The 17,362-nt window shown below is 63.7% G+C and carries 18 protein-coding genes; 14 read left to right on the forward strand and 4 right to left on the reverse strand.

Annotated elements, in window-relative coordinates:
* Positions 1-176 precede the first annotated feature (176 nt).
* The 5 genes from ACYHH6_RS25165 to ACYHH6_RS25185 are packed head-to-tail and all read left to right on the forward strand — an operon-like array spanning position 177 to position 5,100.
* Positions 177-458 carry an acyl carrier protein gene (locus ACYHH6_RS25165; RefSeq protein WP_006335407.1) on the forward strand — a complete coding sequence of 94 codons (282 nt, stop codon included), beginning with the start codon at positions 177-179 and terminating at the stop codon, positions 456-458.
* 56 nt (positions 459-514) lie between these two features.
* Complete coding sequence (locus ACYHH6_RS25170) at positions 515-1,705, forward strand: beta-ketoacyl-ACP synthase (RefSeq protein ID WP_352588063.1); 1,191 nt, start codon at positions 515-517, stop codon at positions 1,703-1,705.
* Between the two features lie 42 nt (positions 1,706-1,747).
* Positions 1,748-3,019, forward strand: a complete 1,272-nt coding sequence (locus ACYHH6_RS25175) for a beta-ketoacyl-ACP synthase (protein WP_352588060.1) — start codon at positions 1,748-1,750, stop codon at positions 3,017-3,019.
* A 37-nt stretch (positions 3,020-3,056) separates the two neighbouring features.
* On the forward strand, positions 3,057-4,085 hold the full coding sequence (locus tag ACYHH6_RS25180; protein WP_352588057.1) for a zinc-binding dehydrogenase: 1,029 nt from the start codon (positions 3,057-3,059) through the stop codon (positions 4,083-4,085).
* Between the two features lie 4 nt (positions 4,086-4,089).
* Positions 4,090-5,100, forward strand: a complete 1,011-nt coding sequence (locus ACYHH6_RS25185; protein WP_352588054.1) for a lipid A biosynthesis lauroyl acyltransferase — start codon at positions 4,090-4,092, stop codon at positions 5,098-5,100.
* Between the two features lie 4 nt (positions 5,101-5,104).
* Here the strand turns inward: ACYHH6_RS25185 and ACYHH6_RS25190 are convergent, their stop codons facing one another.
* Positions 5,105-5,536 (reverse strand): L,D-transpeptidase, encoded by a 432-nt coding sequence (locus ACYHH6_RS25190; RefSeq protein WP_112565327.1) that lies wholly within the window; start codon positions 5,534-5,536, stop codon positions 5,105-5,107.
* 222 nt (positions 5,537-5,758) lie between these two features.
* Here ACYHH6_RS25190 and ACYHH6_RS25195 point away from each other — a divergent pair, with 222 nt between their 5' ends.
* The 5 genes from ACYHH6_RS25195 (at position 5,759) to ACYHH6_RS25215 (ending at position 12,069) form a co-directional block, all read left to right on the forward strand.
* Positions 5,759-7,039, forward strand: coding sequence for an acetylornithine deacetylase/succinyl-diaminopimelate desuccinylase family protein (locus ACYHH6_RS25195; RefSeq protein WP_352588050.1), 1,281 nt, complete (start codon positions 5,759-5,761; stop codon positions 7,037-7,039).
* Between the two features lie 122 nt (positions 7,040-7,161).
* The gene (locus tag ACYHH6_RS25200) at positions 7,162-8,640 is read left to right on the forward strand and encodes an ABC transporter substrate-binding protein (protein WP_352588047.1); all 1,479 of its coding nucleotides are present in this window, start codon (positions 7,162-7,164) and stop codon (positions 8,638-8,640) included.
* The gene (locus tag ACYHH6_RS25205; RefSeq protein ID WP_112565321.1) at positions 8,637-9,584 is read left to right on the forward strand and encodes an ABC transporter permease; all 948 of its coding nucleotides are present in this window, start codon (positions 8,637-8,639) and stop codon (positions 9,582-9,584) included. Before ACYHH6_RS25200 ends, ACYHH6_RS25205 begins: the two co-directional genes overlap by 4 nt.
* Positions 9,581-10,450 carry an ABC transporter permease gene (locus tag ACYHH6_RS25210; RefSeq protein WP_192257462.1) on the forward strand — a complete coding sequence of 290 codons (870 nt, stop codon included), beginning with the start codon at positions 9,581-9,583 and terminating at the stop codon, positions 10,448-10,450. Before ACYHH6_RS25205 ends, ACYHH6_RS25210 begins: the two co-directional genes overlap by 4 nt.
* Entirely contained in the window at positions 10,447-12,069 is a 1,623-nt protein-coding gene (locus ACYHH6_RS25215) for an ABC transporter ATP-binding protein (RefSeq protein ID WP_352588043.1), read from the forward strand. Before ACYHH6_RS25210 ends, ACYHH6_RS25215 begins: the two co-directional genes overlap by 4 nt.
* 29 nt (positions 12,070-12,098) lie before the next feature.
* On the opposite strand, the gene ACYHH6_RS25220 is transcribed toward ACYHH6_RS25215, so the two are convergent.
* Entirely contained in the window at positions 12,099-12,530 is a 432-nt protein-coding gene (locus tag ACYHH6_RS25220) for a TerB family tellurite resistance protein (RefSeq protein WP_352588040.1), read from the reverse strand.
* A gap of 198 nt (positions 12,531-12,728) precedes the next feature.
* On the opposite strand from ACYHH6_RS25220, the gene ACYHH6_RS25225 reads away from it, so the two are divergent.
* The 4 genes from ACYHH6_RS25225 (at position 12,729) to ACYHH6_RS25240 (ending at position 15,168) form a co-directional block, all read left to right on the forward strand.
* Complete coding sequence (locus ACYHH6_RS25225) at positions 12,729-13,514, forward strand: TSUP family transporter (protein ID WP_352588037.1); 786 nt, start codon at positions 12,729-12,731, stop codon at positions 13,512-13,514.
* Positions 13,515-13,566: 52 nt separating this feature from the next.
* A complete protein-coding gene (locus ACYHH6_RS25230; RefSeq protein WP_112565466.1) occupies positions 13,567-13,737 on the forward strand; it encodes a hypothetical protein in 171 nt (56 codons plus the stop codon).
* 114 nt (positions 13,738-13,851) lie between these two features.
* Positions 13,852-14,676: a helix-turn-helix domain-containing protein gene (locus tag ACYHH6_RS25235; RefSeq protein WP_352588033.1), complete on the forward strand. Its 825-nt coding sequence runs from the start codon at positions 13,852-13,854 to the stop codon at positions 14,674-14,676.
* Positions 14,677-14,748: 72 nt separating this feature from the next.
* Positions 14,749-15,168, forward strand: a complete 420-nt coding sequence (locus ACYHH6_RS25240; RefSeq protein WP_352588031.1) for a VOC family protein — start codon at positions 14,749-14,751, stop codon at positions 15,166-15,168.
* Here the strand turns inward: ACYHH6_RS25240 and ACYHH6_RS25245 are convergent.
* Positions 15,165-16,640 (reverse strand): cobyric acid synthase, encoded by a 1,476-nt coding sequence (locus tag ACYHH6_RS25245; protein WP_352588028.1) that lies wholly within the window; start codon positions 16,638-16,640, stop codon positions 15,165-15,167. The two genes, ACYHH6_RS25240 and ACYHH6_RS25245, sit on opposite strands and share 4 nt — an antisense overlap.
* Before the next feature lie 3 nt (positions 16,641-16,643).
* A complete protein-coding gene (locus ACYHH6_RS25250; protein ID WP_435053383.1) occupies positions 16,644-17,276 on the reverse strand; it encodes a dimethylsulfonioproprionate lyase family protein in 633 nt (210 codons plus the stop codon).
* Positions 17,277-17,362: the final 86 nt, after the last annotated feature.

Here is a 17,362-nt window from a genome sequence, read left to right on the forward strand (position 1 = left end):
TGACGTTACGTCAAAGGGAAAGGGCCGCCGGGTCAGCCGGCGGCCCTTCTTGCGCTTCTTGAGACCCCTCCCCATCTGCGCCCGGCGCATCAGGCCTTTTCCTGCCGGGAAAAACCGATTAGACAGCGCCCAAACCAGATGCGGACAGATTCCGCCCGCAACCGAAGGAAGAGCCCTTGTCCACCACGTTCGACAAAGTCGCCAAGATCATTGCCGACACCAGCGAGATCGATATCGACACCATCACCCCGGAGAGCCACACGATCGACGATCTCGGCATCGACAGCCTCGATTTCCTCGACATCGTCTTTGCCATCGACAAGGAATTCGGCATCAAGGTGCCGCTGGAAAAGTGGACCCAGGAAGTCAATGACGGCAAGGCCTCGACCGACGATTACTTCGTCATGAAGAACCTGTGCGCCAAGATCGACGCGCTGGTCGCCGCCAAGAACGCCTGATATCGGGCAAGCGCGCGGCCTTGACGGGCTGCGCCGCCTGACCCACAAAGCCGCTCATGAACAGCCCCCGCGACGTCGTCATCACTGGCATTGGCCTTGTCTCTTCGCTGGGAGAAGGCCCTGACGCCCACTGGCAGAAGCTGGCGCGGCCAGGCCTGCAGCCGGTGCTCGAAGCCGCGCGCTTTGCACCCTATACCGTGCATCCGCTGCCCGAGATCGACTGGAACCTGCAGATCGCCAAGCGCGGCGACCAGCGGCAGATGGAAACCTGGCAGCGGCTCGGCACCTATGCCGCCGGCCTGGCGCTGGACGATGCCGGCATCAAGGGCAATGACGAGCTCTGCACGACCATGGACATGGTTGTCGCCGCCGGCGGCGGCGAGCGCGACGAGGCGGTCGATGCCGCCATCCTCGCCGCTTCCGAAAGCCGCAACGACCGCGACGTGCTGCTGAACGAGAAGCTGACCACCGAATTGCGGCCGACGCTCTTCCTGGCGCAGCTTTCCAATCTGCTCGCCGGCAACATCTCCATCGTCCACAAGGTGACCGGATCGTCGAGGACCTTCATGGGCGAGGAAGGTGCCGGTGTCGCCGCCGTCGAGACGGCTGCCGCGCGTATCCGCTCGGGACAGTCGACGCATATTCTGGTCGGCGGCGCCTTCCAGACCGAACATTCCGACATGCTGCTCGGCTATGAACTGGCCGGCTATCTGCATCGCGGCCCGTGGAAGCCGGTCTGGCAAAGACAGGGTGCCGAGGGTGGCGGCGTGGTCTCCGGCTCCGGCGGCGCCTTCCTGGTGCTGGAACAGCGCGAACACGCGACAAGCCGTGGCCGCAAGATCTATGCCGAGCTCGGACCCGTCGTCTCCGGCCGCGCCCGGCGCTCGCGCGGCGAACTCGACGCCGAGATCGCGGCCTTGCTCAAACAGGCAGCACTCCCGAACGGTAAGCTGCTTGCCATATCCGGCGCTTCCGGCGCGCATACGGCAACATCAGCCGAGAAGGCTGCGCTCGATGCCAATCCGGCGATATCGGCGCGCGGTTTCGCGACGCTGACCGGGCATATGAAGGAAGCGCAGTTTCCGTTCGCTGTGGCGCTCGCCGCACTGGCTGTTGACCGCAAGGCCGCCTACCCCGTTTTCGACGCCGCGACCGAGAAGCCGTTCGAAGGCATTCCGCAAACCGCGCTTGCAACGGCGATCGGCTATCACCAATTCGAGGGCATGGCGCTGGTCAACGCCGCCTAAGGCGGCGCTGCGCGATCATGCTGCAAAGTTAAGAGGTTCCGGATGGCCAATCTCAGAGATCATATGGGCAGGCCGATCGTCGCCGTCACCGGCATCGGCGTGGTGACCTCGCTCGGCGTCGGCAAGGCAGACAATTGGGCGGCGTTGACCTCCGGCAAGTCGGGCATCCACCCGATCACTCGCTTTCCCGTCGACCACCTCAACACCCGCATCTCCGGCATGGTCGACTTCCTCGATTCGAGCTCTAAGGGCGCCAGCCTGCTGACTTACGAGCTGGCCGAAACCGCAGCGAATGAGGCCGTGGCCGAATCCGGCCTCGATTCCTCTGATTTCGGCGGGCCGCTCTTCCTTGCCTCGCCGCCGGTCGAGCTCGACTGGCATGATCGCTTCTCGCTCTACAATTCCGACAACAAGGACGCCGGCGCCGAGAGGCTGCTCAGGGTCGCGCGCGGCCTGAAGGAATTGGACATATTCGAAACAACACAGTTCGGCTCCATCGCCGACCGGCTGGCTGACCGGTTTGGCACGCGCGGCCTGCCGATAACGCTGTCGACCGCCTGCGCGTCGGGCGCCACCGCCATCCAGCTGGGCGTCGAGGCAATCCGCCGCGGCGAATGCGACCGGGCACTGTCGATCGGCGCCGATGGCTCTGCAACCGCCGAGGCGCTGATCCGTTTCTCGCTGCTGTCGGCGCTGTCGACCCACAACGACATCCCGGAAAAGGCCTCAAAACCCTTCTCCAAGGACCGCGACGGCTTTGTGCTGGCCGAAGGCTCCGGCGCGCTGGTGCTGGAATCGCTTGAGGCTGCCCTTGCCCGTGGCGCCAGCGTCCTCGGCATCCTGCGTGGCTGCGGCGAAAAGGCCGACGATTTCCACCGCACCCGCTCCAAGCCCGATGGTTCGCCGGCGATTGCGGCGGTACGCGCCGCTCTGGCCGACGCCGGTTTGAGCGAGGACGAGATCGACTATGTCAACGCCCACGGCACCTCCACGCCGGAAAACGACAAGATGGAGCATCTGTCGCTGTCGACGGTGTTCGGCGAGCGGATCGGCTCGATGCCGATCTCGTCGAACAAGTCGATGATCGGCCACACGCTGTCGGCAGCCGGTGCCGTCGAGGCCGCGTTTTCGCTGATGACCATGCGCGAAAGCGTCATTCCGCCGACCATCAACTACGACAATCCCGACCCGGCAATCGTGCTCGACGTGGTGCCGAACAAGAAGCGCAATGCCGAGGTTCGCAGCGTTCTGTCGAACTCCTTCGGCTTTGGCGGCCAGAACACCTGCCTTGTCATGGCGCGGGAACCGGTCTAAGCGAGCGCTTTCCGCTCAAACAGAACCGACAGGCCTTATGCGCGCACTGCAACTTATCGAGGACCGCCGTCTTGAAACGGTGGACCTGCCGCCCCCGCCGCCGCCCGCACTGGGTGAGGTCACGCTGCGCATCAAGGCGGTTGCGCTGAACCACATCGACGTCTGGGGCTGGCGCGGCATGGCCTTTGCCAAGCGCAAGCTGCCGCTGGTCGTCGGCGCCGAAGCCTCCGGCGAAGTCGAGGCCGTCGGTCCCGGCGTTTCCAGCCTGCTGCCCGGGCAATTGGTGTCGATCTATGGCGCCCGCACCTGCGGCCTCTGCCGTGCCTGTCGCGAAGGCCGCGACAATCTCTGCGAACATGTATCGGGCGTGCACGGCTTCCATCTCGACGGTTTTGCCCAGGAGAAGATCAACCTGCCGGCGCGGCTGCTGGTCCCTGCCCCGCCCGGCGTGACCGATGTCGGAGCGGCGGTCGCGCCCGTCACCTTCGGCACGGTCGAGCACATGCTGTTCGACAATGCGAAGCTGCAGCCGGGCGAGACGATCCTCGTCCATGCCGGCGGTTCCGGCATCGGCTCGGCGGCGATCCAGCTGGCCAAGCGCATGGGCTGCACCATCATCACCACGGTCGGCTCGAACGACAAGATCGACAAGGCCAAGGCGCTCGGCGCCGATCATGTCATCAACTACCGCGACGACCGTTTCGAGGGCGTTGTGCGCAAGCTGACCAAGAAGAAGGGCGTCGATGTCGTCTTCGAACATGTCGGCGCCGACACCTTTGCCGCCTCGATGCTGTGCCTGAAGCGCGGCGGCCGCCTGGTCACCTGCGGCTCGACCTCGGGCGTGTCGACGCAGATCAATCTGATGCAGCTCTTCCAGCAGCAGCTGAAGCTGCTCGGCTCTTTCGGCTGCCGCATGGAGAACATGGCCAACGCCATGCAGAAGATGGCGGCGGGTCAGGTCGCCCCGGTCATCGACACCGAAGTCGACTTCGATGGGATCGACGCCGCGCTGAAGCGCATGGAAGGCCGCGACGTGTTCGGCAAGATCATCCTGCGCGTCTCCTAGGACAATGGTCGGCAAGGTGTTCAAGAAAGCCCGTCGGGACTTCATGTTCCGCTATGGCCGAAGACTGCGCCAGATGGAGCACTGGCTGGTGGCGCGTGCGGCGATGACGATCATCTCGCTGATGCGTCTGCTGCCGGCCGACAGCGCGCTCAATTTCGCCGACCGCGCCGCCCGCCGCATCGGCCCGCGGGTCGGACGCCACCGCGTCGCTGTCAACAATCTGCGTCTCGCCTACCCCGACAAGAGCGACGCCGAGATCGAAGCCATCGCCTCCGACATGTGGGGCAACATGGCCCGCCTCGCCACTGAATACATCTTCCTCGATGCGCTGTTCGACTATGACCCGAACGCGACGACGCCCGGGCGCGTCGAAGTCGGTGGCGCCGATCACTTCAAGCACATCGCCACCGAGCAGAAGCCGCACATCCTGTTCACCGGCCATCTCGGCAATTTCGAGCTTTTGCCTGTGGCGGCCGCCACCTTCGGCATGAAGATCACGGCGCTGTTTCGCCCGCCCAACAACCCGTACCTCGCCGACTACATCCACTCGACCCGCCGTTCGAGCATGGGCGCTCTGCTGCCCTCCTCCACCGGCGCCTCCTTCGCGCTGGCGTCCATTCTCGAGAATGGCGGCAATATCGGCGTTCTGGTCGACCAGAAATTCTCCAGCGGGCTGGAGACGACCTTCTTCGGCCGCCCGTGCCAGAGCAATCCGGTTCTGGGCATGCTCGCCCGCCACTATGATTGCGATGTCTATCCGGCGCGCTGCGTCAGGCTGCCCGGCAATCGCTTCCGGCTCGAGATCGAAGACAAGCTCACTCTACCGCGCAATGAGAGCGGCAGTGTCGACGTCCCAGCCACCACGCAACTGCTCGCAGACGTCGTCGAGCGCTGGGTTCGCGAGGACCCGGGACAGTGGATGTGGTTCCACAAGAGGTGGGGAATCTCGGGCCGGCGTCGCCGCCGGCGCGGACAGTCCAAGGACGCTGCCGGCCAGCGGCAGCGTCAATCTTAGGTCGTCAGTTCGTAACCACGATCCGGGTGTTGCCGAAGCCGACTTCCCGCACCATCGAATAGAAGGCCGCGGCATTGGCCGTATGCAGCCGCACGCAGCCATGCGAGGCCGGGCGCCCGAGCTGCCTCACCGCATTGGTGCCGTGGATGGCGTAGCCGCCATGGAAGAACACCGAATAAGGCATTGGCGACATGTGGTACTTTTTCGAATACCACATCCGTGCCGTCCGCTGTGGCCGATAGGTGCCGCGCGGTGTGAAATAGCCGCTGCGCGCGGTGGAGACGTTCCACCGGTAAAGCACCTGGCCATATTGGCTGACGGTCATGGTCTGCGATGAGACGTCGATGCTGGCGACCAGCGAAGCAGCCCGGCTTTCGATAGACGTGCCGAACAGCATCGCAGCAAAAGCTGCTGCCATGAGAACGATTTTAGTCATGAGATCAAACCCCTTTGATGCCCTTGCCTGCTCTGCCATCACGCGATTTTTCATCTTTTTAACGGCAGGTGAATGAACTAACACACACTCCTTGATAAAATGGCCAATCTAAAGCAGCGAATTTGAACGATTTTCCCGCTATGGTTGCCGCTGCAACACGTAGTTTCGGCGCTAGCGGCGTGACACTTGCAAAAACCACCCGTTCGTTGCTCAACTCCGCTGATGAACGAACGACTCTTCAAAGCGATCGACGACCGTTCGGATGAACTGGTCCAGCTTACCGCCGACCTGATCCGCTTCCCGACCATCAACCCGCCGGGTGAAGCCTATCGCCCCTGCGCGGAATATATTGCTGCCCGGCTAAGCAAGCGCGGCTTCGAAACCGAATTCATCCGCGCCGAGGGCACGCCCGGCGATACCGACCGCTATCCGCGCGTCAATGTCGTCGCCCGCTTCGACGGCCGCTCGCCCGGCGCCTGCGTCCATTTCAACTCGCATATCGATGTCGTCGAAGCCGGCGAAGGCTGGAGCGTCGATCCCTTCGCCGGCGTGGTGAAGGACGGCAGGGTCTACGGCCGCGGCGCCTGCGACATGAAGGGCGGCCTTGCCGCCTCGATCATCGCGGCCGAAGCGTTCATGGAGGTTTTCCCCGATTTTCCCGGCGCCATCGAAATCTCGGGCACCGTCGACGAGGAGTCAGGCGGCTTCGGCGGCGTCGCTCACCTGGCGAAACTTGGCTATTTCTCGAAACCCAAGGTCGATCACGTCATCATTCCCGAGCCGCTGAACAAGGACCGCATCTGCCTTGGCCATCGCGGTGTCTGGTGGGCGGAGATCGAGACCAAGGGCGAGATCGCGCATGGCTCGATGCCGTTCCTCGGCGACAATGCGGTGCGCCATATGGGCGCCGTGCTGCAGGCCTTCGAGGACGAGCTGTTTCCGGCGCTCGACCGCAAGGTGACGCGCATGCCTGTCGTCCCTGAAGGGGCAAAGCGCTCGACCATGAACATCAATTCGATCCATGGCGGCCAGACCGAGGATTTCCGCCCGGGCCTGCCCTCGCCCAACGTGCCGGATGCCTGCCGGCTGACCATCGACCGCCGCTTCCTGCTCGAGGAGGACCTTGCCACGGTCAAAAGCGAAGTGACCGATATCCTCGACCGGCTTAAGCGCGAGCGCAAAAAGTTCGACTACGAAATCCGCGACCTGATGGAGGTTCTGCCGCTGATGACCGAGCGCGATGCGCCGGTGGTCAAGGCGGTGGCGCAAGGCATCATGGCGATCTTCGACCGCGAGCCGGATTATATTATTTCGCCAGGCACTTACGACCAGAAGCACATTGCCCGCATTGGCCACCTCTACGATTGCATCGCCTATGGTCCGGGCATTCTCGATCTCGCCCACCGGCCCGACGAATGGGTCGGCATATCGGACATGGTGGAGTCGGCCAAAGTAATGGCGATCGGGCTCAATGTGCTGCTCAGAGGAACGGCTACTGGCTGATCCGTCGACATCAGCCGAAAAAACATTCCTCCCGGCGCCGCCGCAGAGCACGAAACGCAATTTACTCCACCTCGAAATCACGCTTCTATCACACCAGGGTTCGAGCATTTGGGAGTTGCACGATGAAATTGTGGAAAACCATTCTTGCCGCGGCGGTGTTGGCGCTGGCCGCCGGCAGCCAGGCATTTGCCGCGCGCACCGACCTCGTGATCGGCATTCCGCTCGAACCGCCGCATCTCGATCCGACCGCAGGTGCCGCCGCGGCGATCGACGAGGTGCTCTACGCCAACGTCTTCGAGGGCCTGACCCGCATCGGCCCGAACGGCGAAGTCCTACCCGACCTCGCCGAAAGCTGGGCTATCTCGGACGACGGCAAGGTTTACACCTTCAAGCTGCACACCGGCGTCAAATTCCATGACGGCACCGATTTCGACGCCAGCGACGTGAAATTCTCGCTCGACCGCGCCCGCGCCGACAATTCCGTCAACGCGCAAAAGGGCCTGTTCGCGGCCATCGACACGGTCGATGTCGTCGATCCGGCGACGGTCAAGGTCACGCTGAAGAACCCGCAAGGGTCGTTCCTCTACAATATGGGCTGGGGCGACGCGGTGATCGTGGCGCCGGAAAGCGCCGACAGCAACAAGGAAAAGCCGATCGGCACCGGCCCGTTCAAGTTCCAGAGCTGGGCCAAGGGCTCGTCGATCACGCTGGTCAAATCGGACAATTACTGGGGCGCTCCGGTATCTCTCGACAAGGCCGAGTTCCGCATCGTTCCCGATGCCGCGGCTGCCGTGCCGGCGCTGCTTTCTGGCGACATCCAGGCCTTCCCCTTTTTCGATCCCGACAGCGTCGCGCAGGTCAAGGATGACCCGCGTTTCAAGGTGGTGATCGGCTCGACCGAGGGCGAAACCATTCTGGCGATCAACAACAAGAAGCCGCCTTTCGACAAGCTCGAGGTGCGGCAGGCGATTGCCTTCGCGCTCGACCGCAAGGCGATCATCGACGGCGCCTCGGCCGGCCTCGGCGTGCCGATAGGCTCGCACATGTCGCCCGCCAGCAAGGCCTATGTCGACCTCACCGGCCTCTATCCGCACAATGTCGACAAGGCGAAGGAACTGTTGAAGCAGGCCGGGTTTGAGAACGGCTTCAAGGCGACGCTGAAACTGCCTCCGCCCTCCTATGCCCGCCTCGGTGGCGAGATCATCGCCTCGCAACTGCGCGATGTCGGCATCGATCTGGAGATCATTCCGGTCGAATGGGCGCAGTGGCTGGATCAGGTGTTCACCAAGAAGGATTACGACCTGACCATCGTCTCCCACACCGAGCCCAACGACATCGATATCTATTCGCGCAAGGATTATTACTTCAACTACGACAATCCGGCCTTCGACAAGATCATCGCCGAGCTGAACCTCACCTCCGACGACGCCAAGCGCAACACGCTGCTCGGCGAAGCGCAGAAGATCCTGGCCGACGATGCCGTGGTCGGCTTCCTCTACGAACTGCCGAAGGTCGGCGTCTGGGATGCCAAGCTGCAAGGCTTGTGGGAGAACGCGCCGAGCCAGGCGAATGACCTGACCAAGGTGAAGTGGACGGATTGACCGCCTACCTCCTCAAACGCCTCGCCATCGCCATCGCGACCTTGATCCTGGCCTCGATGGTGGTATTCGCCGTGCTCGAAATCCTGCCCGGCGATCCGGCACGGTTGATGCTTGGCCTCAACGCCAGCGCCGAGCAGGTCGAGCTGCTGCGCAACCAGATGGGGCTCAACGCGCCACTGGCCTATCGCTACCTCCACTGGGTGGGCGGCCTGCTCAGCCTCGATTTCGGCCGCTCCTACACCTATTCGGTGCCGGTCATCGACCTTGTGCGCGAACGCATGGCGGTTTCCCTGCCGCTGGCGCTGATCGCGCTGGCGCTGTCGACCATCATTGCCATTCCGGTCGGGCTTTATTCCGCCAGCCGGCGCGGCCGGGCCGGTGACACCATCGCCATGGGCGCGGCCCAACTCGGCGTTGCCGTGCCGAACTTCTGGTTCGCGCTGATGCTGATCTACCTCTTTGCCGTCTGGCTGCGGCTAGTGCCGGCCGGTGGCTTTCCCGGCTGGGGTGCCGGTGTCTGGCCGGCGCTGAAATCGCTGCTGCTGCCGGCCGTAGCACTCGCTCTGCCGCAGGCGGCGATCCTGGCTCGCGTCGCCCGCTCGGCGCTGATCGAAGTGCTGAACGAGGACTATATTCGCACCGCTCGCGCCAAGGGCCTGCCCTACCGCGCTGTGCTGTGGCGGCACGCGCTGCGCAATGCGATGATCCCTGTGCTGACCATTTTGGGCCTGCAATTCGCCTTCCTGCTCGCCGGCACCATCATCATCGAAAACGTCTTTTATCTCCCCGGCCTCGGCCGGCTGGTGTTCCAGGCAATCACCCAGCGCGACCTGATTGTCGTCGAAAGCATCGTCATGCTGCTGGTCGTCGCCGTCATTGCAGTCAACCTCGTCGTCGATGTCTCCTACGCCATCGTCGACCCCCGCCTTCGAGGCCGGCAATGACGCTGCACATCGACATCCCAGAGGAGACGTTTGGCAGCATCCTGGCCAAGGCATTCCGCAACCGCTCCTTCCTCATCGGCTTCGCCATCACTGTGCTGGTGGTGGCAATGGCGCTCGTCTCTTACGTCTGGACGCCTTACGACGTGACCAAGCTGGTGATCTCGGACAAGACGCTCGCGCCCTCTTCGGCGCACTGGTTCGGCACCGATCATTTCGGCCGCGATATCTTGTCGATGATCATGGTCGGCGCCCGCAATTCGATTGCCGTGGCACTGGTCGCGGTCGGCATCGGCATGGGCGTCGGCGTGCCGCTCGGCACCTTTGCCGCGGCGCGCGGCGGATTTGTCGACGAGGCGCTGATGCGGCTGAACGATCTCGTCTTCGCCTTCCCGGCGCTGCTGTCGGCGATCATGATCACCGCCATCTTCGGGCCGGGCGCGATCAACGCCATCATCGCCATCGGCATCTTCAACATTCCGGTGTTTGCCCGCGTCGCCCGCGCCGGCGCGCTGGCGATCTGGCCGCGCGAATTCATCCTCGCCGCGCGTGCTGCCGGCAAGAGCAAGACCCAGATCAGCATCGAACACGTGCTGCCCAACATCGCCACGCTGCTTCTGGTGCAAGGCACCATCCAGTTCGCGCTCGGCATCCTCGCCGAAGCCGGGTTGTCTTATGTCGGCCTCGGCGCACAGCCGCCAATGCCGAGCTGGGGCCGCATGCTGTTCGACGCCCAGACGCGCATGGTGGTGGCGCCATGGATGGCGATTTTCCCGGGCATGGCCATCGTCATCACCGTGCTCGGCCTCAACCTGCTGGGCGATGGCATTGCCGACATACTCGACCCGAAATCGCGGCGGCAGCGATGAGCCTGCTGGAGATCGAAAACCTGTCGCTGGCGATCGGCGACACGCCGATCCTGAAGGGGGTGGAGCTCTCAGTCGCGCCCGGTGAGGTGATGGGGCTGGTCGGAGAATCCGGCTCCGGCAAATCGATGACGGCGCTGACCATCATGCAGCTTCTGCCGCACGCCGCGCGCGCTAGCGGCCGCGTCTCTTTCGACGGCATCGACATCCTTGCGGCCGCCGAGGACCAAATGTGCGCACTGCGCGGCGACGACATCGGCATGGTCTTCCAGGAGCCGATGACGGCGCTCAATCCGGTAAAAACCATCGGCGAGCAAGTCGCCGAAGGCATACGCTGGCACACCAAGGCAAGCCGAGCCGAAGCTGAGGACCGGGCGCGCAAAATACTCGACCGCGTCGGCCTGCCCGAAGCGAAATTCCCGCTGTCGCGCTATCCGCACGAACTGTCGGGCGGCCAGCGCCAGCGCGTCGTCATCGCCATCGCTTGCGCGCTGAAGCCAAAACTGTTGATCGCCGACGAGCCGACGACGGCGCTCGACGTCGTCCTGCAGGCGCAGATCCTCGACCTGTTGCGCGGCCTTGTCAGCGAAAGCCGCATGGGCCTGCTGTTGATCTCGCACGACCTCGCCGTGGTGACAGAGATGGCCGACCGCATCACCATCCTGCGCCATGGCGAAGTGATGGAGGCCGGCGACACCGCACGCACCCTGTCGGAACAGCTGCATCCCTACACGCGCCAGCTGGCACTGGCCTCGATGCATGTGCCGGCGCGCGCCAAAACCCATGCCGCGGGATCGGCCAAGCCACTGCTTGAGGTCGAAGGCGTGACGCGGGATTATTCCGGCCGGCGCACCTCCCTGTTCCAACGCCCGACGCCAATCCGCGCTGTCGATGACGTCTCCCTGTCGTTGGCGCCCGGTCAATCGGTGGCGCTGGTCGGACGCTCCGGCTGCGGCAAGTCCACGCTGGCCCGCATGATCCTGGCGCTCGACAAATCCACCTCGGGAACGATCCGCTTTCGCGGCAAAACCATCACCGGCAGGAGCGAGGCGGAGCTGAAGCCAGCGCGGCGCGACATGCAGGTGGTGTTCCAGGACCCTTACGGTTCCTTCGACCCGCGCCAGAAGGTCGAGAAACTGGTGGCCGAGCCGCTGCATGTGCTGGAGAAAAGGCCGACGCCTGCCGAGCGCCGCGAGATGGTGGCGCATGCACTGCACGAAGTCGGCCTCGGCGCCAGCGACATGGACAAATATCCGCATGAATTTTCCGGCGGCCAGCGCCAGCGCCTGTCGATCGCCCGCGCCATCATCACACGCCCGAAATTGGTGGTCGCCGACGAGCCGGTCTCGGCACTCGACGTCTCGATCCGCGCCCAGATCCTCGATCTGTTCGCCGAGCTCAACCAGAAGCTCGGCATCGCCTATCTCTTCATCACCCACGATCTGACCGTCGCCCGCGCCATCACCGACGAGGTGCTGGTGATGCATGACGGCAGGATCGTCGAGCGCGGCAAGACTAGTGATGTGCTCGACCATCCCCAGTCGGAGGCGGCAAAGGCGCTGGTGGCGGCTGCTCCCGACCTGCACCGGGCGATCGCACGGCGCATGCAGGAACAGGGGTGAGCAGGCAGGTCTGCCTTACTCTTCCGGCTTCACTCTTCCGGCTTCACCACATCGACCGGGCTGATGTCGAGCAGGTCGAGCGTGCGGCGCAGCAGCCGCACCTCGCTCCCGGCCAGTTTTGAATCGGCCTTGGCGATCTCCGCCATGTGGCGTGCCAGCAGCTTGCGCCGCTCGACATCGAGATCGCGAAACAGCGCGATGGCCTGCGAGCCGTTGGTCTCGTAGCCGAACTCGTTGAGGTATTCGATGACCGCGTCGATGCTGGTTTCCGGGATGCCGAAGGCCTCCTTGCAGATGCGCCGGAAGGCGACCATCTCGCTCTCCGACACCGAGCCGTCGGCCAGGATCATGCGAAACAACATCAGCAGTTCCGCCGACAGCACAGGGTCGTCGGCCACCTTGCGCACGCCGGGGTCGCCATCGAAGATCGAGCGTATCTGATCGAGCAATGCCATCGCCAACAACGTCCCCTTTTGCTAGTCCGCCCGGTGCCTATGACCCAAAAGTGCGCAGCGGCTTTGGGATAATGACATGCACTACAGGAAATCCAAGCGCAACGTGCCTGGATAGAGGTGCGCGGATTCGGCCTTGCGCAAACCAGGTCGCCATGATCGAAGGCGCGGCATCTCTTTTCCCGCCGGAATACCCAGAAAATCCCGATGTTCGACCTCGCCACCCAGACCGTCATCATGCTGGCCTTCGCCGCCTTTGCCGCCGGCTTTGTCGATTCGATTGCCGGTGGCGGCGGCCTGATCACCATCCCTGCCCTGCTGCTTGCCGGTTTCCCGCCGGTCGCAGCACTTGGAACCAACAAACTGCAGGGCATCTTCGGCACCGCTTCGGCGACCATCCACTACGCCATGAATGGCCATGTCGATCTCCGGCGCCAGCTGCCGTCCGCGATTCTCGCCCTTGCCGGCAGTGCTGTCGGCGCTTTGCTGGCGGCCTTCGTGCCCGGCGATCTCTTGCGGGCGTTGCTGCCGCTACTGTTGATCGCCATTGCGCTCTACTTCGCGGTGAAACCCAACATGAACGATGTCGACCGCTCTGAGCGCCTGTCTCCCTTCCTGTTCGGGCTGATCATCGCCCCTTTAGTCGGCTTCTATGACGGCCTGTTCGGACCGGGAGCCGGCTCGTTCTACATGCTCGCCTTCGTCAGCCTCGCCGGCTTTGGCGTGCTGAAGGCGACGGCGCACACCAAGCTGCTCAATTTTGCCTCCAACATCGGCGGCTTCATCGTCTTTGCCGTCGCCGGCGTCATCTATTGGAAGATCGGGCTGATGATGGGCGTCGCCCAGTTCCTTGGCGCGCGTCTCGGCGCCAGCCTTGCCATCCGCATCGGCGCAAGGCTGATCAAGCCGCTGCTGGTGATCATCTGCCTGGCGCTGGCGATCAAGCTGCTGGCCGATCCGGCAAACCCACTACGCCAGCTAATTGGTGTATGAGCCCACGCCCTGATAGAATGTAGCCGTACGAATCATGTTGGAGGGACCACACATGAATCTTAGTGCACCCACTCAGCTTATTTTCATTATTTCCCTTGTCATCGCCATCATCGGCGTTCTCGCCGCACTTGGCGTTCTTGCGTTTATTCCCTTGGCATCGGTCTGGATTATGCTCATCGCCTACATCGTGCTTGCCGCCGGCTGCATGATGCGCGGCGCCTAAGCACGCATATCTCAGGCAACCGAAGCGCCCGGCCAAAAGCCGGGCGCTTTTGCTCTCGGCCCGTTTTGATTCAGATCAGGGCGTCTGCTAGATTTGATCGGCAAAGGATGGCCAATGCCGATCGAGATGCAGCGCCGCAAGGAACAGGACCTCTCCATCGCCGGGCGGTTCGAGATGCGCCGGCGGGCTCCGCCGCCCGCGCTCGAGGGCATTGTGTCGGACATTTGCGGCTATCGCGAAACCGCGCCCGGCCATTTCCGCAACATCGAATACGCATCGCTGACTGTGCCGCTGGTGGTCAGCTTCGCCGAACCCTTCGCCATCGGCCTCGGCCGCAATCCCGGCGACAATGACCGTTTCGCCAGTTTCGCCGCCGGCCTGTTTGCCGGCCCTGTAATCATCGAATCCTTTGGCGCCGCCTGCTGCGTGCAGATCAACTTCACCCCGCTCGGCGCCCGCCGCTTCTTCGGCCTCCCGATGAGCGAGCTGACCGACAGCATGGTCGTGCTCGACGATGTGCTTGGCGCCGAGGGCATGGCGTTGCGTGAACGGCTTGGCAACGCGCCGGACTGGGCGGCGCGTTTCGACCTTGCGGAGGCCTTCGTCGCCACCCGTCTCGGGCATGCCGCCGATACGTCGCCTGAAATTGCCTGGGCCTACGACCGCATCGTCACATCTGGCGGCCGGACCCGCATTTCAACCATCGCCGAGAAACTGAGCTGGAGCCGCAAACATCTTGCCGGCAAGTTCTCCAATGCGACCGGCATCGGCCCCAAGACGCTGTCGCGCATCGTGCGTTTCAACCGGGCGCTCGGCCTGTCTCGGCAGGACCAAAGCGACTGGGCCGATATCGCCGCCGATTGCGGCTATGCCGACCAGGCGCATCTGGTGCGCGACTTTCGCCAACTCGCCGGCGATCCCCCCACAGCGCTGAGGTAACATTTCTTCAAGACGGGCGAGCGGCCTTCGAACAGAGTGGGTTATCGACCAACCCGATTGAAGGAGATTTTCATGCCAGCCACCGCTGAAGCACCCCGGCTCTACCCCGCGCTGCGCTACAAGAATGCAGGAAAAATGATCGACTGGCTGTGCGCGGCCTTCGGCTTCGAGGTCCGCGCCCGCTATGGCGAGGGCGACATCGTGCACCATGCCGAGTTGGTGTTCGGCTCCTCGATGATCATGCTGGGTACAGCGCGCAGCGACGACTACGGCAAGATGGTCGGTGAGCCCGGTTCCGGCGGCGGCAAGTCGATCTATGTCGCCGTCGACGATGCCGATGCCGCCCATGCCAGGGCCAAAAAGGCCGGCGCCACGATCATTCAGGAACTGACCGACCGCGACTATGGCAGCCGCGAATTCATCTGCCGCGATCCGGAAGGCAATGTCTGGTCGTTCGGAACATATTGGCCGAAGGCGGGTGAAGCCGGCTAACGGGCCAGCCCGAAAATGGCATCGCAGTCGAGATGCCTCTCCAGCTCAGCTGCGACCTCGTCCAGGGCCTTTTCCACCTCGGCGCGATAGTCGATGCCGCCGCCTTTGACGCCGAGGCTCTCCAGGAATCTTGCCCGGAAGGCGTCGGCGGAAAACAGGCCGTGCAGATAGGTGCCCGACACCTTGCCGTCAGCGGAAATGGCGCCGTCATCGATGTCGTTGATCACTGCGGATGGCCGCGCCATATCGGGCCCGGTGGTGCGGCCGAGATGGATTTCGTAACCCTCGAGCGGCAGGCCGAACGGCACCGAGCGGGCGCTGACATTGCGCACCGTCTTTTCCGGTTCCATCACCGTCTCGATGTCGAGCAGGCCGAGCCCTTCCGCCTCGGTCACGCTGCCTTCGATGCCGGCGGGGTCGCGCACCATGCGACCCAGCATCTGGAAGCCGCCGCATATGCCGACGACGTGGCCGCCGCGCTTGCGGTGGGCGAGGAGATCGCGATCCCAGCCATTCTCGCGAAATTTCAGGAGGTCGCCGATCGTCGATTTCGAGCCGGGAATGACCACAAGCCCGGCATCTTCCGGCAGTTTCTTTCCCGGCGGCACGAACACCACTTCGACCTGCGGTTCGGCCTTGAGCGGGTCGAGATCGTCGAAATTGGCGATGCGGCCAAGCATCGGCACCGCGACTTTCAACGCCCGCTTCTCGCCGGAGGCCAGGCGTTCGAGCACAACCGAATCCTCCGACGGCAGCCGCGCCGCTGCCTTCAGCCACGGCACGACGCCGAAACAGCGCCAGCCGGTGAAGTTGTCGATCGCCCTGATGCCGTCGTCGAACAGCGAGACATCGCCGCGAAACTTGTTGATGAGGTAGCCGACGATCATCCGGCGATCCTCTTCCGGCAGGATCAGATGCGTGCCGGCGACCGAAGCGATGACGCCGCCGCGGTCGATGTCGCCGACCAGGATGACCGGCACATTGGCGCGCGTGGCAAAGCCCATATTGGCGATGTCGCGGTTTCTCAGATTGATCTCGGCCGGCGAGCCGGCGCCCTCGACGATGACCAGATCGGCGCCCTCACCGACCTTGCCCCAGGAGTCCAGTACGGCGTCCATCAGCCCCGCTTTCATCGCCTGGTAGTCGCGCGCTCGCGCCTCGCCGAACACCTTGCCCTGCACGATCACCTGCGAACCGATGTCGCTCTGGGGTTTGAGCAGCACCGGATTCATATGCACGGTCGGCTGAACACCACAGGCCAGCGCTTGCAGCCATTGCCCACGGCCAATCTCGCCGCCGCCGGCGCGGTTGTCGCCGGGAATGTCGGCGACGGCGGCATTGTTCGACATGTTCTGCGGCTTGAACGGCCTGACCTTCAGTCCGCGTTTTTTTGCGGCGCGGCAGAGCCCGGCAACCAGCACGGTCTTGCCGACATCCGAGCCCGTGCCTTGCAGCATGATCGCTTTGGCCATGGCTCAGCCCCTGCCCTGCGCGCCGGGAATGGTCGACTTCTGCGCCAGCGGCCCGCCGCGCCAGATGTAGAGCGCCAGCAGCGGCTCGTCGCCGGTGCGCATGGCATGGCTGACATTGGAGGCGTGGTGGATCACCTCGCCTGCCTCGCGGACGTGAAAGCCGCCCTCGCCCATGCGCCATTCGGTACCGCCGGTAAGCGGAATGTAGATCTCCTCGGCAACGTGATGATGATCGGGATAAGTGATATCAGGTCCGAGGATCAGCAGGCCGGCCGCGACCTCGTCGTTGGCGAAATGGCCGCGTAGCCCAAAAACCTCCAGCCAGCCGTATTTCTGCAGGAACGCCGAGCCGAAATCCGCCGCATTGTAGGTCTGCCCCCAATACAGATCGTTGCGGCGCTCCGCCAGCAGCTGCACCAGAGGCTGCGCATCCGGCGGCGCCAGTTCGGCGATGAGGTCGAGTTGAGAAAGGCAAGGCAGCGGATGCGGTTCGAGCGCACGGGCCGGCATTGTCCAGTCGATTCGGGCGACAGCGTCCCGCACCAGTGCATTGTCCACGCCTCGGAGATAGCCGTGGAAACGGTCGAGCAGCTCACTGAGATATGTCGGCACGCAATGCTCCGTTGATCCATTCATGCACAGCGGCTGCGCGGCAGGCCGGGTTGCGCGGCGCCATCATTGGTCTAGATTGGGCGGCGCGCAAAGCCAAAAACAACAGGCCA

This window comes from Mesorhizobium sp. P171375, from assembly GCF_057786075.1.